The 25,315-nt window shown below is 60.5% G+C and carries 22 protein-coding genes; 9 read left to right on the top strand and 13 right to left on the bottom strand.

What is annotated here, in order from left to right:
* Positions 1 to 635 precede the first annotated feature (635 nt).
* The gene (locus tag HHL24_RS00250; RefSeq protein ID WP_169483386.1) at positions 636 to 1,667 is read right to left on the bottom strand and encodes a saccharopine dehydrogenase family protein; all 1,032 of its coding nucleotides are present in this window, start codon (positions 1,665 to 1,667) and stop codon (positions 636 to 638) included.
* Between the two features lie 180 nt (positions 1,668 to 1,847).
* Here HHL24_RS00250 and HHL24_RS00245 point away from each other — a divergent pair, with 180 nt between their 5' ends.
* Together HHL24_RS00245 and HHL24_RS00240 are read left to right on the top strand one after the other, a co-directional pair.
* Positions 1,848 to 2,456, top strand: a complete 609-nt coding sequence (locus tag HHL24_RS00245) for a TetR/AcrR family transcriptional regulator (protein ID WP_169483385.1) — start codon at positions 1,848 to 1,850, stop codon at positions 2,454 to 2,456.
* Between the two features lie 131 nt (positions 2,457 to 2,587).
* On the top strand, positions 2,588 to 4,315 hold the full coding sequence (locus HHL24_RS00240) for a tannase/feruloyl esterase family alpha/beta hydrolase (RefSeq protein WP_169483384.1): 1,728 nt from the start codon (positions 2,588 to 2,590) through the stop codon (positions 4,313 to 4,315).
* A 150-nt stretch (positions 4,316 to 4,465) separates the two neighbouring features.
* On the opposite strand, the gene HHL24_RS00235 is transcribed toward HHL24_RS00240, so the two are convergent.
* Both HHL24_RS00235 and HHL24_RS00230 read right to left on the bottom strand, forming a co-directional pair.
* The gene (locus tag HHL24_RS00235) at positions 4,466 to 5,182 is read right to left on the bottom strand and encodes a hypothetical protein (protein ID WP_169483383.1); all 717 of its coding nucleotides are present in this window, start codon (positions 5,180 to 5,182) and stop codon (positions 4,466 to 4,468) included.
* Positions 5,183 to 5,453: 271 nt separating this feature from the next.
* Entirely contained in the window at positions 5,454 to 9,491 is a 4,038-nt protein-coding gene (locus HHL24_RS00230; RefSeq protein ID WP_169483382.1) for a CheR family methyltransferase, read from the bottom strand.
* A gap of 264 nt (positions 9,492 to 9,755) precedes the next feature.
* Between HHL24_RS00230 and HHL24_RS00225 the strand changes: the two genes are divergently transcribed.
* Complete coding sequence (locus HHL24_RS00225; RefSeq protein ID WP_169483381.1) at positions 9,756 to 10,475, top strand: Crp/Fnr family transcriptional regulator; 720 nt, start codon at positions 9,756 to 9,758, stop codon at positions 10,473 to 10,475.
* An 84-nt stretch (positions 10,476 to 10,559) separates the two neighbouring features.
* Here HHL24_RS00225 and HHL24_RS00220 read toward each other — a convergent pair whose 3' ends face one another.
* Both HHL24_RS00220 and HHL24_RS00215 read right to left on the bottom strand, forming a co-directional pair.
* Positions 10,560 to 10,715, bottom strand: a complete 156-nt coding sequence (locus tag HHL24_RS00220) for a DUF3309 family protein (protein WP_169483380.1) — start codon at positions 10,713 to 10,715, stop codon at positions 10,560 to 10,562.
* 374 nt (positions 10,716 to 11,089) lie between these two features.
* Positions 11,090 to 11,809, bottom strand: coding sequence for a Crp/Fnr family transcriptional regulator (locus HHL24_RS00215; protein WP_169483379.1), 720 nt, complete (start codon positions 11,807 to 11,809; stop codon positions 11,090 to 11,092).
* A 377-nt stretch (positions 11,810 to 12,186) separates the two neighbouring features.
* Here HHL24_RS00215 and HHL24_RS00210 point away from each other — a divergent pair, with 377 nt between their 5' ends.
* Both HHL24_RS00210 and HHL24_RS00205 read left to right on the top strand, forming a co-directional pair.
* Positions 12,187 to 12,381, top strand: coding sequence for a hypothetical protein (locus tag HHL24_RS00210; RefSeq protein ID WP_169483378.1), 195 nt, complete (start codon positions 12,187 to 12,189; stop codon positions 12,379 to 12,381).
* Positions 12,382 to 12,550: 169 nt separating this feature from the next.
* The gene (locus HHL24_RS00205) at positions 12,551 to 12,727 is read left to right on the top strand and encodes a CsbD family protein (RefSeq protein ID WP_169483377.1); all 177 of its coding nucleotides are present in this window, start codon (positions 12,551 to 12,553) and stop codon (positions 12,725 to 12,727) included.
* Here the strand turns inward: HHL24_RS00205 and HHL24_RS00200 are convergent.
* The 3 genes from HHL24_RS00200 to HHL24_RS00190 form a co-directional block, all read right to left on the bottom strand.
* Entirely contained in the window at positions 12,722 to 13,582 is an 861-nt protein-coding gene (locus HHL24_RS00200) for a sensor histidine kinase (RefSeq protein ID WP_169483376.1), read from the bottom strand. The genes HHL24_RS00205 and HHL24_RS00200 overlap by 6 nt on opposite strands.
* A 316-nt stretch (positions 13,583 to 13,898) precedes the next feature.
* The gene (locus tag HHL24_RS00195; protein ID WP_169483375.1) at positions 13,899 to 15,095 is read right to left on the bottom strand and encodes a DesA family fatty acid desaturase; all 1,197 of its coding nucleotides are present in this window, start codon (positions 15,093 to 15,095) and stop codon (positions 13,899 to 13,901) included.
* A gap of 54 nt (positions 15,096 to 15,149) precedes the next feature.
* Positions 15,150 to 15,656, bottom strand: a complete 507-nt coding sequence (locus HHL24_RS00190) for a DUF892 family protein (protein ID WP_169483374.1) — start codon at positions 15,654 to 15,656, stop codon at positions 15,150 to 15,152.
* A gap of 579 nt (positions 15,657 to 16,235) precedes the next feature.
* Between HHL24_RS00190 and HHL24_RS00185 the strand changes: the two genes are divergently transcribed.
* The 3 genes from HHL24_RS00185 (at position 16,236) to HHL24_RS00175 (ending at position 17,760) form a co-directional block, all read left to right on the top strand.
* Positions 16,236 to 16,541 (top strand): collagen-like protein, encoded by a 306-nt coding sequence (locus tag HHL24_RS00185; RefSeq protein WP_169483373.1) that lies wholly within the window; start codon positions 16,236 to 16,238, stop codon positions 16,539 to 16,541.
* Positions 16,542 to 16,827: 286 nt separating this feature from the next.
* Positions 16,828 to 17,364, top strand: coding sequence for a Spy/CpxP family protein refolding chaperone (locus HHL24_RS43775; protein WP_230417276.1), 537 nt, complete (start codon positions 16,828 to 16,830; stop codon positions 17,362 to 17,364).
* Between the two features lie 81 nt (positions 17,365 to 17,445).
* On the top strand, positions 17,446 to 17,760 hold the full coding sequence (locus tag HHL24_RS00175) for a hypothetical protein (RefSeq protein WP_169483372.1): 315 nt from the start codon (positions 17,446 to 17,448) through the stop codon (positions 17,758 to 17,760).
* Between the two features lie 198 nt (positions 17,761 to 17,958).
* Here the strand turns inward: HHL24_RS00175 and HHL24_RS00170 are convergent, their stop codons facing one another.
* Entirely contained in the window at positions 17,959 to 18,642 is a 684-nt protein-coding gene (locus HHL24_RS00170; RefSeq protein ID WP_230417275.1) for a septal ring lytic transglycosylase RlpA family protein, read from the bottom strand.
* Positions 18,643 to 19,064: 422 nt separating this feature from the next.
* On the opposite strand from HHL24_RS00170, the gene HHL24_RS00165 reads away from it, so the two are divergent.
* The gene (locus HHL24_RS00165; RefSeq protein WP_169483371.1) at positions 19,065 to 19,466 is read left to right on the top strand and encodes a hypothetical protein; all 402 of its coding nucleotides are present in this window, start codon (positions 19,065 to 19,067) and stop codon (positions 19,464 to 19,466) included.
* 80 nt (positions 19,467 to 19,546) lie between these two features.
* Here the strand turns inward: HHL24_RS00165 and HHL24_RS00160 are convergent, their stop codons facing one another.
* Genes HHL24_RS00160 through HHL24_RS00145 form a run of 4 tightly spaced genes read right to left on the bottom strand, consistent with a single transcriptional unit; the run spans position 19,547 to position 25,315 of the window.
* Positions 19,547 to 21,544 carry a proton-conducting transporter transmembrane domain-containing protein gene (locus HHL24_RS00160; protein ID WP_169483370.1) on the bottom strand — a complete coding sequence of 666 codons (1,998 nt, stop codon included), beginning with the start codon at positions 21,542 to 21,544 and terminating at the stop codon, positions 19,547 to 19,549.
* Entirely contained in the window at positions 21,534 to 22,343 is an 810-nt protein-coding gene (gene nuoB / locus HHL24_RS00155) for an NADH-quinone oxidoreductase subunit NuoB (protein ID WP_169483369.1), read from the bottom strand. Before nuoB ends, HHL24_RS00160 begins: the two co-directional genes overlap by 11 nt.
* Positions 22,344 to 22,355: 12 nt before the next feature.
* Complete coding sequence (locus HHL24_RS00150; RefSeq protein ID WP_169483368.1) at positions 22,356 to 23,843, bottom strand: hydrogenase large subunit; 1,488 nt, start codon at positions 23,841 to 23,843, stop codon at positions 22,356 to 22,358.
* Positions 23,840 to 25,315, bottom strand: coding sequence for a proton-conducting transporter transmembrane domain-containing protein (locus tag HHL24_RS00145; RefSeq protein WP_169483367.1), 1,476 nt, complete (start codon positions 25,313 to 25,315; stop codon positions 23,840 to 23,842). Before HHL24_RS00145 ends, HHL24_RS00150 begins: the two co-directional genes overlap by 4 nt.

Raw genomic sequence — 25,315 nt, 5'->3', positions numbered from 1 at the left:
ATCTGTTGAATGACGTGATATCGCACGACCGTGCATTATTACCCGCAACATGACATCCGACACCAGTGGAGGCCCGACTGGCATAGCCGATCGGGTTATCCGGCCACACGTCAATGTCTGAAATGATGACTTAGTTATTCATATCATTTCATTTTGACTTCATTGACTAAGTTCATATTTGAAGCTTGCATTTATAGGTTGGCTTTTTATTGAGGCCGCCACCTATACTCTGATATTGAGAAATATTTATTACAGCGTGTGAATTTGCTTACCCGAATTTAGCTTAAGGCAAAGACTCAACATCCATAGAGATATGATGGTTGTTGCTGGTCACGTCAAAGTAGGAGGAAATCATGCCCTCAAACCCGACCACACGAACGATTCACCGGCCAGGACTTCCGAACCACCCCGTCCACGGCGTTACGCCAGACAGCATGTCGCCGGCTCCCAAACCTGCGCCGGGCACGCCGGGTGACGTTCCTGATGCAGCAAAAGCGGAGCCCGTCCCGCACGAGCATCTACCAAAGAGGTCAGACGACAATTGAGCTACCGGCGTGTTTACGTAGAATCAAACGGCGCCAATACGACTCGGCATCGGCGAGCAGGCCCAAGCCGAGCGAACTGACCGCCACAATTCATGGCATCTCCAATGCAAGATGCTCCTGACGGAGCGACTCCAGAAAGTCACGTGCGTCGAAGGCCTCGCCGGCGGTGAGGACGCCCGTCCCATGGACCAGCCCACTGACGACACGCCTGAGCGCTTCAACCACCAGGGGCGCGCTGATTGCGTAGATATCCTGACCGCTTGCCGATGCGCGGCGTTCGTTGCCACCCGACCGCGCGACCACCTCGACCAGAAAGGTTTGCGCGGAGCGTCCGTTCTCCTCAACTGCGACAGGCGGCGACGCATCCGGCTCCATTAGGTCTTTAACCGCCGCAACCGTCATGTACGAGCGTATCTCGGGTGTCTTCAGATGGCGCGCGATGGTCACCGTGTCCGCCATCGTAAATTCTGCAACCACCGGCTGCGTTCCGAGCGGTGCGGGAAACTTCCATTCGGCAATCGGCGCTGCGTCCGAACGGAACGCCATCTGCCCGTTCGTAAAGACAAGTCGCCGCCCGTCTCTGCGCTGCCTCGAAACCTGACCCGCAGCTCTTGTGCCGGGCGTCGGCTTCCAGCTGCTGAGCCCATAGGCGATGCAGATTTCATCCGCGGCCGCCCAATCGCCCATTGCCGCCGTGGCAAGGAGATCGCCCAAGCCGCCGAAGAACGCCATAGCCGGCACAATCACGATGCCCGCATCGCGCGCCCGTTCGGCGTAATGCTTGAACGTATCCAGATTGGCCTCTAGCTCCGCGGCGACGTCCAGATACGGAATCCGCGCACGCAATGCGGCTTCGATCACGGGCGCAGTCGTGCTGGCGAAGGGGCCGGCGCAATTGATAACAGCGGCCGCACCCGCAAGCGCCCGGTCGAGCGAATCCGGGTCATCTACCGACGCAGGTCGAACGTCCAGCCCAGGATAAGCGGCTCCGAGGGCATTCAGCTTGCTGGCATCGCGTCCGGAAATGATAGGTCTCCAGCCGCGCCTGACCAGTTCCGACACCACGAAGCGGCCAGTGTGGCCATAGGCGCCGAAGACGGCCACGGTTTGATTTAACGTCATTGCAGACCTCCAGTTGTCATGGTGTTTTCTCGAACGGCGGGATAGCAGTTTGGTGAAGCAACAACGCTACAGACCTGTATGTTTTTCCGGAGATTAGAGTACAGATCTGTAGCGTGTCAAGAGATATCCTGGTACAGTAGCCGGCAAGCATAAAGTTTCCATCTCTCAAGAGGATTTGCCATGAGCAGAGGCACACCTGCCACAGCAAAAGAAGCCGGAACCACCGGTTCCGCCAGCGTTCGGGAACGCATACTCGATACGGCGGCTGATCTGTTCTACCAGGAAGGCGTCAGAGCCGTCGGCGTCGATCTCGTCGTCGAACGGTCAGGGGTTGCGAAGACCAGTCTCTATCGGCACTTCACAACCAAGGACGAGCTCGTCGCCGCGGTGCTCGAGCGGGATGACACGAATTATTGGATCGCATGGGACAAGACCGCGACGCGCCACCGGAACGCCCCCAGAGATGAACTCAAGGCTCACCTACAGTGGATCGCTCGTGACATCGCCGCACCGAAATACCGCGGCTGCCCGTTTCTAAACGTAGCAACTGAGTTTCCGGCGCCAGATCATCCCGCGCGGGCGGTGGCCCTCAGGCATAAGGCCGAGTTGCGCCGCCGTCTTGGTACGCTAGCGAGGCAAATCGGCGTTGCCAGGCCCGACAATCTGGCCAATCAGATCGCACTTCTTATCGACGGCGCCTACGTCTGCGGACAGCTTGCAAAGGAGGCGGCGCAACCGCTCCTGCCAGCGGCGCTGGCCCTGATCTCGGTCGCGGACAATCCGGGCTGATTCGTGCCGGGACCTTGAGAGAAGGATTGACAGGAAGGCCGAGCCGCGCCAAGTTTGCAAGGCGTCCTCATCTGCAGCCGCGAAGCAGCCGAACCGTAGACGGGCGCAACACCCCATAACGGAGACAGGCCATGCAAATGAAGCATATCGTCCGAAAACTCGGCGGCATCGGTTCCTCGTTGGTCGTTGCACCGGTACTTACCGTGCTGTTGCTCAGCGGTTGCGGTGACAACACCATCAACTCAACCGCGGCGGCGCCGCTCAGTTGCGCACAGCTTGCCGGCAAGACCGTGCCGGCGTCTTCCATCGGCCTGCCCACCACCGGCGCAACTGTGACTGCGGCCGCCACCATTCCATCTGCGGGCACCGGCGCGCAGGCGACTGGAGAATATTGCCTCGTCAGCGGCGCGATCAATCCTGTCGATCCGGCGGCGCCCCAAATCAAATTCCAGATTGCAATGCCTACCGTCTGGAACAATAAAATCATGATGTTCGGCGGTGGCGGCTATGACGGGACGATTCCGGCGCCGACCGGTAACGTGCCGGCTGGGCCCACAGCGCAACTCACCCCGCTCGGACGCGGCTACGCGATATTCGCGAGCGATTCGGGGCATCAGGCCAACGCGCTGGGCAGCGAAGATGGCTCGTTCGGCGTGAACGACGAAGCCGTCCAGAACTTCTCCGGCGACGCGCTGAAGAAGACCCGCGACGCAGCCGTGTATCTGATCGACGCCCGCTATGCGGTCAAGGCGCCGAAACGCGCCTACTTCGCAGGCGGATCGTCCGGCGGCCGCGAGGCACTTGCCGTGGTGCAACGCTGGCCGCAAGACTGGGACGGCTCGATCGTTCTCTATCCCGCTTGGGCTGCCGCCAGTCTCGACCTGCAGTTCGGCCGCATCACGCGTGCGCTCGCGGCACCCGGTGCCTATCTGGATCAGGCCAAGCGCAAAGTCCTGCTCAACGCCGTGCTGGCTGCCTGCGACACACTCGACGGTGTCGCCGACGGCCTGATCAGCAACGTCGCAGCCTGCAACGCCACCTTCAATCCGGCTACGGCGACGGTCAACGGTACTGCGCTACGCTGCGCCGGCGGTGCAGACACGGGCGACACCTGTCTGTCGGACGCGCAGATCTCCGCGCTCAACGTGTACAACACACCGATCACCTTCGGTTACCCACTTGCCAGCGGTGAAACGCAGTTTCCCGGCTTCAACGTTTACGGCGCGGACCTTGGTGTCGCGAATGCCTCAGCGTTGCAACCGACCGTCACGACGCTCGCGCTGGGCACGTCGCAACCGGCCTCGCCGATGCCCACTACCGCCCCGTATCTCAGCGTGTTCTGGGACCAGTGGATCCGCTACTTTGTGACACGTGACCCCAACTACAACTCGCTCACCGTCGACCCGCAGAATCCCGGCAGTCTGCAAGCGCGTATCAGTCAATTGACGGGCTTGCAGGATGTCAACAAGACGGATCTATCGGCGTTCAACGCGAAAGGCGGCAAGATCCTGATGGCGCACGGTATGGCCGACGCGCTGGTTAGCACGCGCTCGAGCGAACAGTACTATCAGCGTTTGCAAGCGACAATGGGCGCCCCAGCCGTGACCAACTTCGTGCGCTTCTACGAGATTCCCGGATATGGGCATGCGGTCAGCACGGTGTTCAACGCATCATGGGACTCACTCTCGACCTTGGAAAACTGGGTCGAAAATGGCGTGACACCGCCTGCGCAGACCGTCGCGGATACAGCGGGTGTGCCGGGGCGTACCCGGCCGCTTTGCGAATATCCGAGCTTCCCGCGGTATAACGGTTCTGGCGACGTGAACGTCGCATCGAGTTTCACGTGCGCAACGCAGTGATTTAGCGCGCAATGACTTGTCCCTCAGCACTTGCGCAGAACAACGCGCGTAAGGTGTGTCAGTGAATGTCCGCTGACAGGCGAGTTCGGCGTCCGTCCTTCCTGATGGAATCATCAGGAAGGACGGAAAACTGCCTGTACTTTCGTTACCTTAAGCCGTAGTCGACACCAGGCTCCCAACCGTTTGCATATGCGAGTTTCCCTTGAGGTTATCCGCGAGCGTCTGCACAAACGACTGAAGCGACGTACCCGAGTTGCTATCGCCGAGCGAGTTCAAGAGAGACTGAAAATCCGTCTGCAGTGTCGACGTCTGCGACGATGACGAAGAAGCGTTGCTACTTGCATCCGAAGTACCGGACGCAGCACTCGAACTCGCCGTGCTGCCCGACCCGAGTTCCTGTGCGAGCGCGTTCAGCGCCCCGCCAATATCCCCATAGGAAGAAGCCGCGATCGAGTTCGTCGAACCGGTCGTGCTATTGGACGTGGAGCCGTCACCATTGCCCGATTGCTGAAGCGACCCTAGCGACTGAAACAGCGCCCCGAGAAAGGCCTGCAGGGCTCCGGAAACCGAACTGATTGACGACGGATCGCTCGTGGAGGAGTTGGAAGAGACTGCCGTACTGGACGCGTTCGAAGAAGCCGTCGTGCTCGACGTACCCGATGTAGCCGTGGTCGACGACGTGCTGCCAATCCCAAGCGCCGACAACGCCGCCTCGAGTGCCGACAACAGCGGGTTCGAGTCCGTCGAACTGGTCGACGAAGAAGACGAGGACGACGCCGCTTCGCCGCCGCCGCTCGAGCGGCGAGCGGCGCCGACAGAAAGCAGGTTCGTGCCGGTTTGCGAACCACTTACACCTTGTATGCTCATGATGCTTGATCTCCTTACGAGTTGAGCACTCAGGGTAAGTGATGACAACATTTCCAAATGCCTGGTAAGGAGGGGATTCCCCTCGCATCTCAGCCATCGGTAAGGCACGGAAAGTTTTCGTACAGAAAATTGTCGTCGTTTCAACGTGCTACTTCGTTGACGTCGATTCGAAAATCTGCCGACAGTGCTGCGACTTTCTACGACGGGGCGGCTTCGAACGTCATCGCGCGCTGGCATCCGCGCCATCGATCGGGCTGGCTGGCTAGCGACTTCACTGGTCTGTCGCCGGTTTCCCTCTCTCGGCAAGCAACCGCATCAACACCTCAAGATCCACCGGCTTGGTCAGATGATGGTCGAACCCCGCCTCGGCCGTGCGGAGCCGGTCGGCTGGTTGCCCGTAGCCGGTGACGGCTATCAGCATGGTGTTTCGCGTCACCTCGGACTCCCGTAGCTTCTGTGCTACTTCATACCCGTCCGTTCCGGGTAACCCGATGTCCAGAAGGACGGTGTCTGGCCTGAATGTCGCGGCGGCGCCGAGCCCCTGGATGCCATCGGTGCGTGTCTCCACCACATGACCTTCGCTGGTCAGAAGCAGGGCAAGCGCCTCGCACGCATCCGTGTTGTCGTCAATGATCAGGATGCGCCTGGACAGCGTCCTGGCCGGTACCCGCGCAGCGTCGGCCGGCGCCGCCTCGGGACGCGTCACGTCCAGCGGCAGGTCGACGACGAACTCGCTGCCGGTTTCGCCATCACTGCTGGCCCTGACCGTGCCGCCGTGCAACTCGACCAGCCGGCGAACCACAGACAGGCCGACGCCCAGCCCGCCATGAATCCGTCCGTCGGACGCCGGTCCCCTCACGAACATGTCAAAAAGACTACCGAGCATCGAAGACGGTATGCCTCTTCCGTTGTCCCTGATACGAAGTGACAACCGGTGCCCGTTTCTTTCCGCTGTCAGACTGATTTCCCCACCGGGAACGGTGTATCTGGCCGCGTTGATAATAAGATTTTCGAGAACCTGCGACAGGCGCACAGGGTCGACATACAGCTCCACGGGCTCTTCGGGTAGCGAGACCGACAGGCGGTGATTGCGTTCGTCGATCATAGGCTGGCACACTTCGATTGCGCTGCGAACAACCGTATTCAGCGTGACAGTCTGACGATGCAATTCGATGCTGCCATTTGTGATGCGCGTGAGGTCAAGCATGTCGTTGACCAGTTGCGTCATCGCGCGCCCCTGTCGCTGTATGACGCCGGTAGCCCACGCCTTCTGCGGCGCGGCAACCGTTGCGGAGGCGAGCAGATCGCCTGCTGAACGCAGGGCAGCGAGCGGATTACGCAGTTCATGTCCGAGCATCGCCAGAAATTCGTTTTTCCGCCGGTCGGCCAGTGCAAGACGCTCCGCGCGTTCGCGAAGTTGGGCGTTGCTGACACTCCGGTCGGTGAGATCGCGCTCCGTTGTCGCAATAGCGGCGGCTCTGCCCAGATCGTCCGACAGAACCGATAACGTTATCCATATATCGAGCCGCCGCCCGTCTTTCGTTACCCTCTGCGTCTCATAGGAATGCAGCGCCTCATTGTTGGCAGCGTGGCGGATGAAGTCGAGATGATCCTCCCTGGCGCCGCTTGGCAACATGTCGGAGACGGTCATGCTCAGCGCCTCGGTCTCGCTATAGCCATACATCGCGTATGCGGCCCGGTTCCAGGCGATAAAGCGGCCTTTGAGGTCGAATACCGTTACGGCGTCGTTCGAATCCTGAACCACCGCAGCGAGGCGCCGGGCGCGTTCGTCGGACAGCTTGATATGGGTGATATCGGTCCAGGTCACCACAGCGCCAGCGGGCGGCGCGCCGCGAATGGCGATGTAGGGCGTGACGCGGCGCACATACCATTCTGCGGTCGCGGTTACGATTTCCTTCTCAACCTTATGGTCCAGCCCCAGAAGTACCCGGTCGACATCCTTCTGCAGGGCGTCGCCAAGCGGATTACCAAGGACGTCTGCAAATACGCGTCCGATGTCCGGCGGCGCAAGTCCAAAAATCCGCCCCGCGCTGGGCGTATAGCGTTTGATCACGCGATTCTGGTCGAGAAGCAGCGTCGCGATGTCCGTGCTGGCAAGCAGATTCGTCACGTCCTCGCTAAGGACCTCCATCTGATGGACCTTCTGCTCAAGTTGAGAATTGAGGGCGTTCAACTGCTCATTGACTGCCTGCAGTTCTTCTTTCGACGTCTCGAGCTCTTCGTTTGCCGAGCGCAGCTCCTCGTTCATTGAAAGAATTTCTTCGTTCGATACCCGTAATTCGCTGTTGCTCTCTTCCAGTTCCTCGATCGTGCTGCCAAGTTCCGCCTGGGTCGTGCGAAGCTCGCTCTCCAGGTGCCAGAGGTCCGAATCCACGCCGGAGGGCACAAGCGACACGGGCCGCTCGGCAGTTGGCAACCGGGCGAAGATGACGAGCAAGGCCTTGCCCGCATGCGCGGTGTCGAACGGTCGGGTTACCGTGATCTTCACCGCCGGTGCACCGCCGTCAGAGACAATCTCGCTGACGGGTGAAGCAGTCTGGTCCTGGGTCGCGCGGCGCAAGACGATTCGCAGCTTGAGACGCAGACCCTCGCGCGCCATGTCGAGAATGTTGCCCGTCGGCTCACCAGCGGGTTGCCTCAGGTAATCGTCGGTCGAGCCGCTCACGTAGAGCACCTGGTGAGCAGAATTGATCAGTACGGACGCCGCATTGTGTTCTTCCAGCAGGGTAGCGTTGACCAGTTCGGCGTAACCCTTGCTGCGGGTACCGACGCGACTCGTGGGCGGAAATTCCTCGTGGCGTACAGTTTTTGTGGAAAATCGATAGCCGGAGACGGCCGGTGCGACGACCGGACTGCGCTGATAAATACGCCAGGCCCTGGACACTTCCTGAAACTGGGTGGAATCGGGATCGGTGCTTTCCGATCGCCCCAGAAACAGATAACGCTTCGGATTGAGCGCGAAGTGGAATAGCTCAAACACCCGTTGCTGGGCCTCCGGCTCAAGGTATATGAGCAGGTTCCGGCAACTGATCAGATCCACGCGGGAGAACGGAGGATCGGCAATCAGATTCTGGGGGGTGAACAGGACCTTTTCGCGAAGCTCCTGCCGAACCTGGTATCCATCGGCATGCACGAGAAAAAAGCGCTCGAGCCGGTCTTCGCCGATGGGTAACGCTACGCTCGGTGAATAGACACCCTGTCGTGCGCGTCCCAGCGCCACGCGGTTCACGTCAGAGGCGAGGATCATGAACGACCGCGTCGCCCGGCGCTTTTCGAGCTCTTCGGTCAGTAACATGGCCATCGAATAGGCCTCTTCACCTGTCGCACATCCCGGCACCCACACACGAACGGGTTGCTCGCCGTCCGGCTCTTCGAGAAGGTTGGTCAGGACCCGTTCGGACAGCGCGTTCCATGCCTCGGGATCGCGAAAGAACTCGGTCACACCGATCATCATATCGAGGCTCAGTGCCTGAGCTTCCCCGGTCGTGGTTCTCAGGATCTCGCAATACGCATCAAGGCTGTCGATCCGGTTGACGGTCATGCGACGGGCAATGCGACGCTCCAGCGTCCCCCGCTTGTAGCCCCTGAAATCCGATCCGGCAGCAGCAAGCGCCCGAAGCACCGGCTCAAGGTCGACCGGATGCGCGGAAGCAGCGGAGGCCGGAGACGTCCCGGCACTGGAGCGTGCGATGTAATCGAACAGTGCTGCCGGCATGTTTTCGACGGGCAACACATAGTCGACCAGCCCCGTTGCGATTGCATGGCTGGGCATTGCGCTGTGCTGGGCCGTTTCAGGCGTTTGCGCCATGACCATACCGCCCTCGGCCTTGATGGCTCTCAGGCCCGCAGAACCGTCCGCATTCGCGCCAGTGAGCACGATCCCGATAGCGCGGTCGCGTTGATCAGCGGCCAGCGACGTGAAGAATTCGTCGATCGGCATGGGGATTGTTGGACGCTCAACGGCGGCCCGTAGCCTGAACGTGTCTTGCGTGACAACAACAGATACTTTCGGTGGAATAACATAGACGTATCCCGCGTGCAGCGTTGCGCCGTCCTCGATGACCGACACAGCTAACGGCGTGTCTTTCGCCAGCAACTCCGGAAGATGACTCTCAGAGCCGGGAGCCAGGTGGACCACAATCACAAAGGCAACGTCGTTCGGGATCGAGGAAGCCGACTTGAAAAACAAGCTCAGCGCATGAAGGGCACCGGCTGACGCGCCGATCGCGACTATTCGCGGCGCGACAGCCGGCCCGGGTGCCGTGGAAGTGTTATTGGAATCATTCATGGCACGCCGCTGTAGACTGCTGGAATGCCAGTGTAGCGCCTAATCCGTCGCGACTGATCCAAATTCAGGTCCGGCGGTATCTTGCATCTATAGATTCGCTTCGCCAACAGATCAAGCGGAAACGTGTTAAATGTGAAAGAAACGCACAGCTCTATGCTCGATATACCATGCGAGCTGCTCCAACTACCCGTATCGATGTGTTGTCTGCCCGAAGCTGGCGGCGCAAGCGGTACGGTTTCCTGATCGTCTGCGGGGATGTGGCAAATGCTGAAGGAAGATCATCGAAACGGCAATCACCTGCTCAAGGTGCTGCCCGAAGCAGAGTGGGCACGCTTCGCCCCGCATCTGGTGCCAGTGGATATGTCACTGGGGCAGGTCATCTACGAGTCCGGCGACCGTCTCGACCACGTCTATTTCCCAGCGACGTCCATCGTCTCGCTGCTGTACGTCATGCAGAATGGCGCGTCCGCCGAAATTGCAATCGTGGGTAACGAAGGGATGATCGGCATTGCGCTCTTCATGGGCGGTGAAACCACCCCGAACCGGGCGGTTGTGCAAAGCGCAGGACGGGCCTACCGAATGGATGCCCGTATCCTGAAAGACGAATTTCATCGGGCTGGTGTGGTGCAGCGCCTGTTGCTGCGCTACACCCAGTCACTAATCACACAGATGGCGCAGACCGCAGTGTGCAATCGGCACCATTCAATCGACCAGCAGTTGTGCCGGTGGTTGTTGCTTAGCATCGACCGGCTATCGTCGAACGAATTGACGATGACGCAGGAACTGATCGCCAACATGCTGGGCGTCCGGCGCGCCGGCGTGACAGAAGCCGCGATGAAACTGCAGGATGCCGGGCTGATCCGTTACAGCTATGGCCGCATCGAGGTGCTGGACCGACCTGGGCTCGAAAAACGCGTGTGCGAATGCTACGAAGTTGTCAGAAAGGAATGCGAAAGACTGCTGCCCGATCTGAAGGCAATGTGACAGGTGTATCCCCCGTGGAGATAGCAGGAACGCTCCACGGATGGATCTTGTTGAGGACAGTACGACATCGTGGCCTGTTCGCGCCTATATCCTGCCCATAACGAGTAGCACAACCACGACGAGCAAGACCACGCCTAGCATGCCGCTGGGCATATAGCCCCACGAACGGCTGTGCGGCCAGGTCGGTATCGCACCGATCAAAATGAGTACCAGCAAAACTATCAATATAGTTCCCAACATGGAACTTCTCCTTTCCGACTCCGTGTTTTGACGAGACAGGTCGCCGCTGTTTCGCTAGTCGCCCGGAATCTTCATGGTTTCCGCGAGGTATCTCAGCAACGTTCAAATTTGATGCTGGCGGGCATCCGCAACACTCCTGAAAAATCTTTCCGGTAGAGTGAGCATGACCTTGATTTACCACGCAGTCGGTACGGTGGTGGACGCAGGGGTCGCTTTGTTTGTATTGCCAGCGAGTGTTCACGAGCGCCGCGTGCCGATGCACGGCCAAGGGCGCTCTCGTTGGCGGACTGGGTGTTCAATCGAGCTTTGACCAGCCGGGAATGGCGCGGCGCGAGCCATTGATAATTCGCTCTCGCGAGCAGAAGATGCGCCTCTTATAACGCCCTCAGATCAGGCAGCAAGCGGTCGAATTCCCGTCTCACCACGCCGTAGCATTCGCACACGCGTTGTTCTAGCCCCGGTCTATTCAGCACCTCGATGTGGCCATGACTGTAGCGAATCAGTCCCGCATCCTGCAGTTTCAACGCCGCCTCTGTCACGCCGGATCTCCGCACGCCAAGCATGTTGGCGATGAGCTCCTGCGTCATCTTCAGCTCGTTCGACGGCAGGCGGTCCATGCTGAGCAGCAGCCAACGGCACAGTTGCTGGTCGATCGAATGATGCCGGTTGCAAACGGCGGTCTGGGCCATCTGCGTAATCAGCGCCTGGGTATAGCGCAACAACAATCGCTGCACCGGGCCGGCTCGATGGAATTCCTCTTTCAGAATCCTGGCATCCAGCCGATACGCCGCGCCTGCGCTTTGCACGATCGCCCGGCTTGGCGTGGTTTCCCCGCCCATAAAAAGCGCGATGCCGATGAGCCCTTCGTTACCCACGATCGCAATTTCAGCGGACGAACCGTCTTCCATGACGTACAGCAGCGAGACGATGGACGTGGTCGGAAAATACACGTCACGGAGGTGATCGCCCGACTCGTACACAACGTGCCCCAAGGGCATCTCAACCGGCACCAGATGCGGGGTAAGGCGAAGCGATTCCACTTCCGGCAGAACCGCGAGCAGGTGATTCTCTTTGAAACGAGGTTGGCTTTGCATGTGTCGCTCCCCGGGCACTCCCACGGAAACTGCACCGTCTTCGCCGATTTGTTCCTGGAATTGTCTAGTTTCGACGGCAGTTGGGCGAAAGCGTCAGACAAATTAGCGAAGCCGCCGCTCCGTAGCAGCATGCTCTGAACTCCGAGTCTGACTGAACCCTCTGTAAATTATAGTTTGATTGTGCACATTGGGGGATGGCGCGTCGCCGCGCGCTCTGACGGCCGTCAGCCATGGGTTCGAGGTGTCCGCGCTGAAGGTTCTCTGAGTTGAAAGAAAGTCTGTCTACGCGATTTGACGACGGAGCGGCCAAGTAGCCGCCACCGTACAGACGGGAGAATTTCATCCGGGGCATGAGATCTCAGCTTCAGGGGTCCATCATGTACATGCAACTCTCGACTGGGGCCGTCCAGGCCCTCAAATCACTCGATCGAATTCCGGATTCCGGATCAGAGATGCCGCGCTCCATGGCCGACGAACTATTGACTCGTGGGCTTGCATACGAGTCGCGCACCGGCGGCGTCATCAATATGACGGCTGCAGGCCGGCAGTGGCTGAGCTGGCGCGCGGCGTAGTGCACGACTGGTGCCGGTGCGTCACGGAAAGTCGCGTCGGCACGCTGCAGACGTTCTCCCGAAAGTTGCGCTGCTACACCTGAGTTGATCGGTGTACGGTGGCGGACCGACTGTTTTGCCCGCGGACGTCATGCTGTTGCGATCGAAGCAGCGCTCAAGGAGTCAGGTGATGAACAAGGACCAGATGCAGGGCTGGATACGAGAGATCACCGGCAAGCTGCGCACCGGCCTCGGCAAGACCATCGGAAACCGGACGGTCACATGGAAGGGGCGCGTCGAGCAGGTCATCGGCAAGACGCAGGCATCGTATGGCAATGCCAAGGCGCGCCTCAGGAAACGCTCATAAGCCACCGATACGACGCTCAATCACGATGGGCAGCCGAAGCGTGAATTCGCTACCGGTACCCGGGCCGGCACTCGTCGCCGACACCGTACCGCCATGCGATTCAGCGACCGCCTTCACGACGGCAAGCCCCACCCCCAGGCCGCCGGCACTTGCCGCAATCGTTCGGCTGGATTGAGCGAAAAGATCGAAGATATGTGGCAGGAGCTCGCCTGTTATGCCCAGGCCATTGTCCCTGACGGATACGACGAGATTCTTCCCTTCCGCGAACACGAGCATGGTGATGCACCCATTTTCCGGCGTGTATTTCACCGCGTTATGCAGCAGGTTGTGGACGGCCTGTGCGAGCCGGACAGGATCGCCGTCAATGCATACCGTCCTGTCGGCAATCTCCACGGTGAATGCCTGGTTGCGTCTGCCTGTTTCCAGCGCAGCCGCGGTCAACGGAGCGGCCAAAACCGTGGCGATGTCGACGCGGTCCTTGCTGATGCGAAGTGCACCCCGGTCGACCCGTGTAGCGTCCATCAAGTCGTCCGCAAGGCGGGCAATGAGTGAAATTTGCCGGTCGATCATGGCGAGTGACCGAAGGACCTCCGGCCGATCCGCCGACACCCGGCGAATGAGTTGCGCAGCGAGCCCGAGCGGAGTCAAGGGTCCACGAAGCTCGTGGGCCACCATCGCCAGAATCTGATCCTTCAGTTGCGGTGCGCCAACAGGATCGCCGATCCTTGGTGAACGAGCGAAAGGGACGACTGTGGTCTGCGGCAGAGCATGTTCCATCATTTCGTCCGAGATGACGGCGCGCCTCGAGACAGAACCGTAAGCCGATAACCCGGCGGACGTGGTATGAGCTGACATTTTGATCCCCATTTCACGCCCTACCGGACGCGAAGAACCGGCGAAACGTTCCGTGCAGTTGGCGCGCGGTCACAGTAAATGACTGCGGCGCCAGCACCCGTCACCGGCGTTCCCAAAAGGCCTGCCTTGCGGGAGGCGACTCAACATCGCTGGTGCATGCGGGTCCAGATAGACGGTCTCACGGAATGACGCGGTAAGTCTGTACGGTGGCGGTCGGATCAGTAAAAACAACCGCGGGGAGAGCGCATCAGATAGAACACGTGATCGCCCTGCGGCAACGCCTCAGGTCGGGCCGCGGCAAGGGCTTTGCCGTCAATCAGGCGTACTGGCGAAGGCGCAGCGAGAACTCCTCGAGTGCGTGGATACCGCTATGCTCGGCACGGCGGCACCATTCCTGCAACTGGGAAAGCAACTGCTCTTGCGATTTATTCGACCGTTCCCAGATTGACGACAGGTCGTCGCGCAACTCGACGTAGGTGCGCAGTTTCTGGTTGCGATCACATAGGGCTGTCAGTTGCCTTTGACAACGATTGCTTTGCGCTGCGTAGGCGCCGCGAAACCCCTTCCTTACACCGCGCATCAGCAGGAGCCTTTCATGGCGGCTGATGTGTCCCATACGCTCCAACTCCTGCCGGTACGCGCGTTCGGCCGTCCTCGCGTAGTCCCCCATCACCTCGTAGCGGTTGCGAAGTATGGCTTGCACTGTATCGTCGTCGAGCACCATCTTGCCTTTGACAAGATGCGGCTTCGGCGCCACTTTCCTTACCTGCGCCAATCCCAGCGCAGCGAGGATGCAGATGTACATCCAGCCGATATCGAACTCATACCACTTGTTCGACAGCCTGGCGGATGTCGCATAGGCATGGTGGTTGTTGTGAAGTTCCTCCCCGCCAATCAGGAGGCCCAATGGAATGATGTTCGTACTCGCATCGGCGGACCCGAAATTGCGGTAACCCAGAAAATGTCCAACGCCGTTCACGACGCCCCCTGCCCAGAACGGGATCCACATCATCTGAACGGCCCAGACCGATATGCCGATAACACCGAAGAGCGCAACATCAATCACCATTAGCAGGCTGATGCCGAGGTCCGGGTACCTCGCATAGAGGTTCCGTTCTATCCAGTCGTTCGGCGTGCCGTGGCCGAACTTACGCAGCGTTTCTTCGTTCTTCGCTTCGGCGCGATAGAGTTCAGCGCCCCCCATCAGTACCGCCCAGATACCACGAGTCTGCGGACTGTGAGGATCCTCATCAGTCTCGCATTTCGCGTGGTGCTTTCGGTGAATCGCAGCCCATGGCCCGGTCAGTACGCCAGTGGTCATCCACAACCAGAAGCGGAAGAAGTGGCTCGCGGCGGGATGCAGATCAAGCGCGCGGTGTGCCTGGCAACGGTGCAGGTAGACCGTCACGCTGACAATCGTCACGTGTGTCAATACCAGCGTCGCGAGGAGAATCTGCCACCACAACAAGGAAAGCAGGCCGTGCGAGAGGAATGCAAGCGAAGTAATAAACAAGTGGACCTTCTTGATAGAGGCAATCTCGAGCGTATCCGGATCGACGGCGGGCGGTCAGTGGGTCGCGCTCGCGAGCAGTTGCACGCGTTCCGGAGATGCGTTTGCGGTCGAAGGAATGCGGCCAATGAGCCAATCCGCCATTGCGACATGCCGCCGTACGACGCCCTCACAGACGGACTTGGTCTCAAAGAATCCGCTAGCTTCGGCGATGGCAATCAACGAGGTATAAGACGCGATCTCGCTGTGCTTGAGGGCTATCAGGCTGGCCAGATCCTTCGCGACGTTCTCCTCAGTTTGCGCAATGCTATCTGTCTCGATAGCGTCGCCCGGATCATCCGGGATCGTCTGCAGGAGGGCGTCGCTGCCGTCGATACGCTTGAGGCAAATCGCCAGCGATTTCTGGTTCGCCAGCGCGTCCGTCAGATCAGCATCGATACGTTCGTTGATTTCTCGATAGCGCACCGTTCCGGCTGCGTAAGTTCTCAACCGCCGCTCGGCATGGCGTTCCGTCGCGTAAGCGTCTCGCAGCGCTCGCAGCAGGTCGTCTTTCAGATCGCTCATACAGGTTCCCCATCATTACCGCGCTCGACAAGCCCGATTTGCGCGTCAACACCAATTGCGCCAACTGACCAGACAGACGAGAGGATGAGCTGACATGTCGTCTCCAAATCGCGCCCTTCCGGTCGCGGTGGATACATAGTCCGCTGTTTGCCGATGCCCGCCTCGCGAGAGTGAGCCGAAACTCACCGGTACGTGCGGGTTGCAATGGCACGATCGCACAAATCGACTCGGTAATCTGTACGGTAGCGGTCAAGGCTCGTACCGGATTGCGTTAAACGTAGAAGCGATGTCTGGTCAGCCCCTTCACCCGAGCCACTTCGCCTAAGCGCGAGCGATCCTTGTGTCCCTGTCGGCTAGCGTACCGAGTTGTCAGCGAAGTCAGCGTAGTGTCGTTGAGCATGGAGACGATCCGCTGGCCGCCTCCCTGAGGGAACGCGAGCACTCTGGCGACGCTTCGCCTTCCCGCGAGAAACGCCCCGGTGCGCTAGCGCTGACGAGACCCGTCAGGAAGCGATTCAAATCTGCAGATTGCTCACGACAACGTGAGTGATTCACGTATGTGAAAGGGAAGGAATCACCATGAAACACTCCAAACTGATTGTCGCGGCGCTGACGGTGTTCGCGTTAGCCGCATGCACGGGTCCGGCAGGACCGCAGGGTCTCACAGGAAATAATGGGCAGAAAGGCGACATGGGATACGGCGGGACACCCGGCCACACAGGCGCGACTGGCGCAACAGGGGCGACAGGGGCGACAGGCGACACGGGATACACCGGTGCTACAGGCGACACCGGCGCAACCGGTAACACGGGAGCAAGGGGCACTACCGGGGCCAGAGGAACGACCTCTTCCAACGGTACTGTGGTGATCGTGCCGAACAACTGAGGATCGCTGAACTGGCGACGAACCGAATCCCGCAATACTCGAGCTGGTGCCGCTTGACGCGTAAGTGGTTGCCGGTTCCGCACCCGGAATCGCGCATTCTTGAGAAAGCCTGGAGCGGTGTGGCCACACCCTATGAACACGGGGGTGCGCTATGCCGCTCAAGTGCTGAACTGCAAAGCTCAGATTGAGCGGCGTGCGCAAACGTCCGCCACCGGACAGACATCGATCGGGAGTCGGCGCACAAGTAATCTATTCAATCGAATTCGCACGCGCTTTCGCTCGCAGCATGGGTACTTCGGCGGCGATTCGGTTCCTGACCGAATTTCTCTGGAGACGAACCATGAAGCGCACTACTATCCCATCCCAACCGCGCCCCGTGTCTGTGCTCGCGGCAGCGTTGCTTCTTGGTCTTGCAATGCTCGCAGCGCCAACAAGCGCGGCCACGCCAGGGCAGACCCAGGCGAGCGGACATGTTATGACCGTTGCGGCCCATACCCCGGTGGATACGCGAATCAACAACCTTCACGCGAGGCTTCAGATCACTGCAGCGCAAGAATCGCTCTGGCAACCCGTCGCGCAGGTCATGCGCGACAATGCCAGCACGATGGATTCGCTCAGGCAGACCCGCACTGCTAACACCAACAGCATGAGCGCAGTCGACGATCTCCGGTCTTACGGTCAGGTTGTCGATGCCCATGCTGACGGTATCAAGAAACTCACACCGGCTTTCGAGGCACTCTACAACAGCATGTCGGATACCCAGAAGAGCAATGCCGATCTGATTTTCCACGGCGATAAGCATCACAAGGCAAGCAAGGGATGACTCGGGGCTGCGTTGCGCAGTTGACAGCCGGACCGGCCCACGCACCGCAGTAAGGGCTCGGTCCGAACATAGGGATACATCATGAAAACCTCAATCACGCACGCGCCTGACAAAGGCGCGCTGAGAGCGAGACGCCTGAGCGCAGTTGGCCTTACGTTAGCGATCGCCTGCCTCTTCACCACATCCCCTTTGCGAGCGGAAAGCGATCACCATGAGGGCCAGCAGCATAGCCAGGGGCACGCCGCGCCCCGGCAGGCATATGGGCATGACGATCATCGCCATGGCCACGATAACGGCAATCAAGGCTATTACGGCAATCAGAGCTATTACGGCGCGCCACCCGTTGTCTATGCACCGCAAGCGGCTCCGGGAATCAGCCTGTTCCTGCCACTTTAATTTCGATTGAAGAACCGGCGCCCGGAGCATCGTCTGCTCGCGATGGATTGATGCGTTGACGGGTCGGTTCACTATGGAATCGATGCATTCCAGGGACTGGCAATAGCCGAGGTGAGTAAGAGCCACTTCCTCACCTGTTCTTCGGTCAATTTGCCGCCGGAGAATCTACACCGCGTCCGTTGATGCTGCAACCGTAGATCAAAATCCTTGAGAGCCGACCGTCGACTTGTCGTGCCGGGTTTCCGCTGCGCCTGTGCCCGACTTCACACTGCCGTCGGGCTGCGGAATTTCCACCGGCTTGACTTCGACTGGGGCGGTGCCATCTTTTTTCAAACCAAGCTTATCGGCGGTCTTGGGCGACACATCGACGATTCGATTCTTGACGTAGGGGCCGCGATCCCTGATTTCGACCACCTCGCTGCTGCCGTTTTCCAGATTCGTGACCCGGGCCTTGGTGCCAAGCGGCAAAGTCTTGCTCGCGGCGGCATTGGATTGCGGATCCATGGGCGTACCGTCAGCCATCTTCTTTGTGTAGAACTTACGGCCGTAGTAAGAGGCCTTGCCCTTGCGTGTCTTGCCGGAGCGGTCAAGTCCGGCGTGGTGAACTGTCTTCGCGCTCGCCTGCCCGGCATCGGTGGATGCCGACGTTTGCGCCGGTAGCGCCGTACTCAGGCAGCACGCCAGGACCAGAAACAGAAGCGTTCGAAGCTTGTACCTTTGACCAGACCGTAAACGGGTTCGGTCGACGTGGTTGACAGCCTTGTACCCCCTCCATCCCGGCGCTATCTCAACTGACACCCGTTGCGTTTTCAGACGTACCCATTCCGCTGCGGGGAGAAGACCCAGTAACCGATTCTCCCTGGTATGAGGACGATTTTCCATTTGCCCCTCCTCTTCAGTCTGTCAAAAGCAGCGGGCACCTGATTCAGCGACAGTGGGACCTGAATTACGGGTGTATGCGGGATATTAAAAAACCCCTCACGACAACAGCGTCGAGCCGGACATGAACTCCGTGGGCGGCTGACATTTACGCGCCGTGAATAACTAACTTCAAGCAATAGGCGTTCCTGTCGATTGACTGTCAATTCGTGCGCTTGATCAGGAAGATCATGGGTCCGTCCTGAACGCGCATCCGCTCATTCATCCGACATCACGCGCGCGCACCCCGCGTGGCGCCGAACTTCCGTCGCCGCCCCTGAACAGCGCTGCAAATCTGGCAATAGCAGCCGATCTTCGCTTTCGGACCCCTTGGGTAAGATGCCATTACAATCCAGCACTTCAATCCGACAATGGTGATTTGCGCCATGAAATACCTCCTTGCATTAATACTCGCGGCGGTCATCGCGGCCGCAAGCACGGCCGCGACAGCCCAGACATCCGGGAGCAGCGATACACCCACATTGCAGTGCGCCATTGGGTATGTCACCGGCATCGGTGGATCGGCGCAGAGCTTTCGTGAATACCTTGCGACCCCCGATAGAGACAGATATCGCTACCTTGCAGACAACCCGATCCAATGCAAGGTCTCCGACGAGGGCCGCGCGTCTGCCTGTACCGGTGTCACAAGCCTTCGGCATGAAAAGGTCAGCGTGTACGACGACATCGACAGCACGACGATGGCCGTGGTCGCGCGCGTAGAACTCGAGCACGGGACCTATCCGGTGATCATCGTCGTACGAAAGCAGGATGTGAAATGCGAGGAGTGAATGCCCTCACGGCGCTAACCGATGATGGCCTGCGGCAGATATTGACGGCCTCTTCCGTGCGATCGTCCGCTCAAAGCAGGCTACACGAGTGTCAACGCAAGTATGGCCACAAGCAGACCGCCGATCAGCGCGAGGTAGAAGTTCAGGTTGCCGGACTGTAATGCGCGCAGCTTGTCAGCACACCACGTCACGATTCGGACTGCTGGCTCGAAAAGATGCCGCTCGAACAGGTCCGTCACGCCCTCGGAAAACACCAGTCGCTTGATGAAGTACTCGCGCTGCTCATGTTCGCGCTCGGTGCTCATGGTCGGCTGATACACGAAGCTGTAGAACGTGCGCATCGCATTCGAGAACGTCAGCGGCGTAGTCAACGCGTCACGGCCATGCGGGGTCATGCCGCCAAACCAGACCGCCGTGCGCCGCACCGGGCGCGTTCTCGTGAGCCGCAACAGGGCGAGCGGGATAAGCGCCAGCAACGGCATCACGATGACGAGCTTCGACGGCGAGATAAATGCAAACTTGTCGGTCAGCGGCACCAGCAGCCATCCCGATACCATTGCCTGGGGACTGTTGGCCTGAAACAGCGTCCGGGCTCCGCTCGCCAGCGCGTTGAGCCACAACGGCGCACCGACGGCCACCGCAAGCACGCAAAGTCCCAGCACGCCGACGGCCGCGGCACTTCGCCGGGGCACCGGACGTTGATAGTCCGGGTCCGGCATTCCCAACAGGCCCAGCCCGAACAGCTTGACGAACGTCGCCAGTGCCACCGCCGCAGCGAGTGCGAGGCCCGCACCAGCCAGCACCAGCGCAAGACGCCCGGTAAAAGCCGATAAATGAAAGCCTTGAAACACCGACTGAAAAACGTACCACTCGCTGACAAAGCCCGCCTGCGGGGGAATTGACGCCAGGCTCATCACCGCGAAAAGTGCGCCGAGCCCCAGCATGAAGCCGCTGTTTCTGATCCAGCCGCGCGGCACGATGTCGTAATTGCCCGTCGACGCCTGGATGCCGTCAGCGACCAGAAACAGCGCGCCTTTGGCAAGCGAATGTCCGGCGAGATGCAACAACGCGACGGTCCACGCGAGGCCGGCGAGATCGTTCAAATGGTCGCTGCGAAAGAGTTGCGTCACGCCGAGCATCGCCACCGCGACCGACGCGTTCTCCGCGGACGAGTAGCTGAGCAGCGCTCTCCAGTCGTCCTGCTGGAAAGCGAACAGGATCGCCAGCACCGCGCTGACTACGCCAATCGCGATCGCGACCACACCGAGCCCGAACGCCGTGCCGCTATCGTGGGCGACGCCCAGCCAGCTGTTCCAGCCGCGGCTCAGCGCGAAATAAGCCGCATTGAGTACGACGCCGGAGAACAGCGCGCCCGTCGCACCACTGCCGCTCGAGTACGCACGCGGAAACCACTCGTAGAAAGGGATGAGGCCGAGCTTCGCGCCGAAGCCAATGAGCAGCGCGATACCGGCCGCCCACGACAGAAGCGCTGACGTGTGCGGCGCATGGGCACTGAACGCGTCGAAACCGATATCGGCCGACGCGTGGTCGAGTAGCAGAATCGCGAAGACCAGCGCAATCGCGCCCACCTCGAGCAGCGCGAGCATGAGCAGCACGGGTTTGCCATCGGCTTCGCGCGCGTGCTCGCGCTCGCCGGCGAGCATCACCGCTCCCCCCAGGCTCATCACCTCCCAGGCGACGAGCATTGACATCCCGTCCTGCAGACCGAATACCCCGAGCGCGCCGAGCAGGCTCAGCGATGCCCCCGCCCACCACGTGCCAGAACGGCCCGAGAGGGGCGAGCCAAGCCAGCAGGCGAAGGTCGCCGGTACAAGACCAAAGCCAAGCAGCCAGAGCGCTGAGGGTTCAAGCGCGAAGGCGATGCGCTGCGAAGCGAGCGCAAACGGGAATTCAACGCGGGGGGTTGCGGTGGGTAAAGCGATCAGACACGCGGCGACGCCCAGCACGCAGCCTGCGGCCAGCAAGTATCGGGGCAACGCCCGGACTGAGCGCACCGGCGACAGGATGGCAGTGGCGAGCCAGAGGACGCTCGCCGCCAGAATCAGGTCAGCGCTCAAACTGCCCTCCTCGCATCCGTTGCTCCGCGCGACCAACGATCAATAGCAGCGCGTGAATGATCGCAGCAGGATTAGGCGGACAACCCGGCAGGTAGACGTCGACCGGCAAGACGCCGTCGAGGCCGCTGCCGCAAGCATAATTTCCGCCGCTGACGCCGCCCGACACCGCGCATGTTCCTGTCGCGATGACCCACTTCGGATCGGGCATCGCCTCATACGTCGCCAGCAGCGGCGCACGCATCGCATGCGTCACCGGCCCGGTGACAAGCAGAACATCGGCCGCACGCGGTGACGCCGTGAAGAAGATGCCAAGCCGGTGCAGGTTGTAGAACGGATTGTTCAACGCCTGCAGTTCCGATTCGCAGCCATTGCACGATCCCGCGTCGACATGGCGGATATGCAGACTGCGGCGGAATGTGCGGCGCGTCCGTTCGACCAGCTCGCGTGGCACGCGGGAAGCCAGCGCCTCGTCCCACACGAGGTCATCTCGATTCGTCACACCGACCGCCCAGTCCGTCGATGGCGAGAAGGCGCCTGTCGGACACACTTCGGTACATCGCTGGCACACAATGCAACGGCCCCAATCCACCTCTGGAGGGACATGCGCTCCACGCTCGGGAGAAAAGGTGATCGCGTGCGTGATACATGCCTTGGCGCACGCGTCGCAACCATCCTGGCACCTGGCCGGATCGTAACGCGGCATGCCGAGCACGCCCTGCTGACCGTGCGCATCGCCCTTGAGCGGCCACTCGGTACTTGCGCTGCCGCTCGTCAGTCCAAACCAGGTCCATAGAGACATAGTCGCTCCGTCCTATCGCGCGCAACCCGAAATGGTCAAACCGAAACTCGCCTCGTTGATCGCATAGTCCATCATGTTGCTGTCGTGCACGGTGAAGGGAAACACCCGCCAGTTGGAAAACGAGGGCGACTTGATCTTCGCTCGCGCAATACGTGACCTGTCATCGAGGTGCAGCGCATAGAGCACGGTGCCCCGTGACGACTCAGCCCAGCCGAGCCCCTCGGCGTTCGGCGCGCAGCGGCAAGGCTCGAGCAGTGGCCCGGCAGGAATGCCGCGCATGATCGCGTCGTCGAGCAGCACCAGACTCGTCCGGAGTTCCGCGATCCGCACCTTCATCCGGGCAAACGCGTCACCCTCGCGCCGGGTCGCGACAGCGGGCGGCAGTTCATCGTACGCGGCATAAGGGTGATCCCGCCTGAGGTCCCGATCGACACCTGACGCCCGTTCGACCGGTCCAGTCGCGCCCTGATCGAAGGCGAGCTGCTGACTGAGCGGCGCCGTGGAAATGAGCCGATCGAGATGACTGGTGGTCCGCTCGATCAGGTCGACATACCGCTCCAGTTCGGGTCGGAGCGCCGCGACGCCCTCGGCAATCGCCACCACATCCAGATCGCGGCGTACACCGCCTGGCCACACAATGCTGCGCAAGAAGCGGCTGCCGCACGCCAGCGCATTCATTTGCTTGGCGCGCTCCTCAAGCAGCTTGCCCTGGGCCTCGCCGACCTTCAGCGTGGTCGTGTCGCACAAGTGGCCGAGGTAATGCAAGTGGTTGTAGACACGCTCGAGCTCCGCCACCATCATGCGAAGCCAACGTGCGCGCGGGGGCACGATGCAGCCCGCAGCGTCTTCGACCGCCTGCACATACGCGAGCGCGTGCGCGACGCTATCGATGCCCGCAACGCGCTCCGCCAGCAGAACACCCGGTTCGACGTCCATCCCCTCGAACTGCTTTTCCATCCCGCGATGTTTGAGGAACAGATTCGGGTGATAGTGGAGATTGCCCTCGCCAACGTAGTAGAAGATGAACTGGGCCGACTCGACGACATCGGCACGCACCGGACCGAACGGCAGTAACTGGACGTGCTTGCCTGATACTTGCGGCAGTGTCGGGGCGGCAAGCGTGCCCGCGGCGCTCGCCTGCGCCGCATCCGCCGGCTCGAGCGGGCCGCGCTCAGTCGGCGGCAAAAATGCGGTGACGAGGCGCTCGGGTTCCGGATGTCCGGCAAACGCGACACCGCTCATTTCCATGATCTCGCGCTCATACCAGCCGAGCAGCGGGCACCTGCTGGCAAGACTGGGAACGGGCGCGTTGCCCGTTTCGATGCGCCAGCCCACGAACTCGCGCCGCCCCGGTGCTGTCGCGATGTAGCGCATTTCCGGAGCGTCCGGTCGCGGGAACCACGCGTACGCGGCCTGCATGCGTCCCCCGTGGCTGAGCAGATCGTCGGTGGCCGCCCCGAGTTCGGCGAGCGTGATTTCCTTGAGCGCGCAGTTATTCATCGCGTCTGCCCTCCCAGATCGGCGGCAACCACTTCAAAGAAACGCCACAGATCTTGTGGCCACCACACACCGAGGAGCAGTACCGGCACAAAGGCGAGCCACATCGGAACCGTCATCCAGGCGCTCGGGTTCACCGTGCGATCCGTTGGCCCGGCCGGCCCCGCGCGCCGGGCTTCAAAGTACATGGCCCTGAAGTGGTTGAGAAAGCCGATAAAGATCACGATCAGCAATAGCAACATCACGATCACGGCCCAAACGTTCGAGCTCGCCAACCCTGCGCGCATCAACGTCAGTTCGCTTAGAAAGAGACCGAACGGCGGCGCGCCCGTGATCGCCACCGCGCCGGCCAGCCATAGTGCGCCCGTGACAGGAAAGCGATCCCATACGCAGCGGATTTCAGCCATGTCCTTAGTGCCGAACACGCGCATTACGTTGCCGGCGCCGAAGAACATCAACGACTTATTCAACGAATGGTTGAGCATGTGATACAGCACGGCAGCAATCGCGAGCGGGCCGCCGAATCCCAGTCCGAGCGCCAGCACACCCATATGTTCGACGCTGGAATACGCCATCAGCCGCTTGACGCCCTCCTGACGCACAATGAACAGCGCGGCGACAAAGAGCGAAAACGCGCCGAACGCAACAAGCACGGTGCGCGGCAGCAGTGATGAACTGGCGGCATCGGTGATCGTCAGGAAGCGCGCTACGCCAAGCATCGCCGTATTCAGCAGTGCACCGGAGAGCATCGCGGACACAGGCGCCGGCCCCTCACTGTGCGCGTCCGGCAGCCATGTATGCATCGGTGCGAGGCCAGCCTTGGTGCCATAGCCGACCAGTACGAGCAGGAACGCCATCTGGGTGAGCGCGGGATTCATCCTGGGAGCCGCGCGGCGCAGCGTGTCCCACGTCATGTCATAGGTCGGGCCGATCACAAGACTGCCCGCCCAGTAGAAGAGCACCGTTCCGAGCAACGCAAGGCTGATGCCCGCGGAAACGACGATGATGTACTTCCATGCCGCTTCGATCGCTTCCTGGCCGCGCTCGAAGCCTACGAGGAATGTGCTAACGAGCGTGGTCAGCTCGATCGCGATCCAGTAGACACCGATATTGTTCATGATCGGCCCACAGATCATCGTCGCCGCGAAGAGCGCGAAGAGCGCATAGAAGTTCGGCAGTCGCTCACGCTCCTCTGCTAGCAGTCGCATATAGCCAACCGCATAGATCGAAGCGAGGCAATACACGAGCGCTGTGCAAACAAGCGTCCAGGCAGCCAGCGCATCGACCACGACGTAGTCGCGCAGAAAGCGATGTCCATCCTTGACGGTGCAGACAAGCGAAACCGCCGCAACCACGCAGACAATCGACGCGGCGAGGTTCGCGTACTCAGCGACGTGTGCGCGCCGGCTCGCCACGCAAATTGCTGCCGCGACAACCGGTGAAACTACGATCACGACACTCCATGTCTCGATCAT

This window comes from Paraburkholderia polaris, from assembly GCF_012927345.1.
Taxonomy (GTDB): domain Bacteria; phylum Pseudomonadota; class Gammaproteobacteria; order Burkholderiales; family Burkholderiaceae; genus Paraburkholderia; species Paraburkholderia polaris.
The sequence above is the reverse complement of the archived record's forward strand: the minus strand, read 5'-3'. Positions and strand labels throughout refer to the sequence as shown.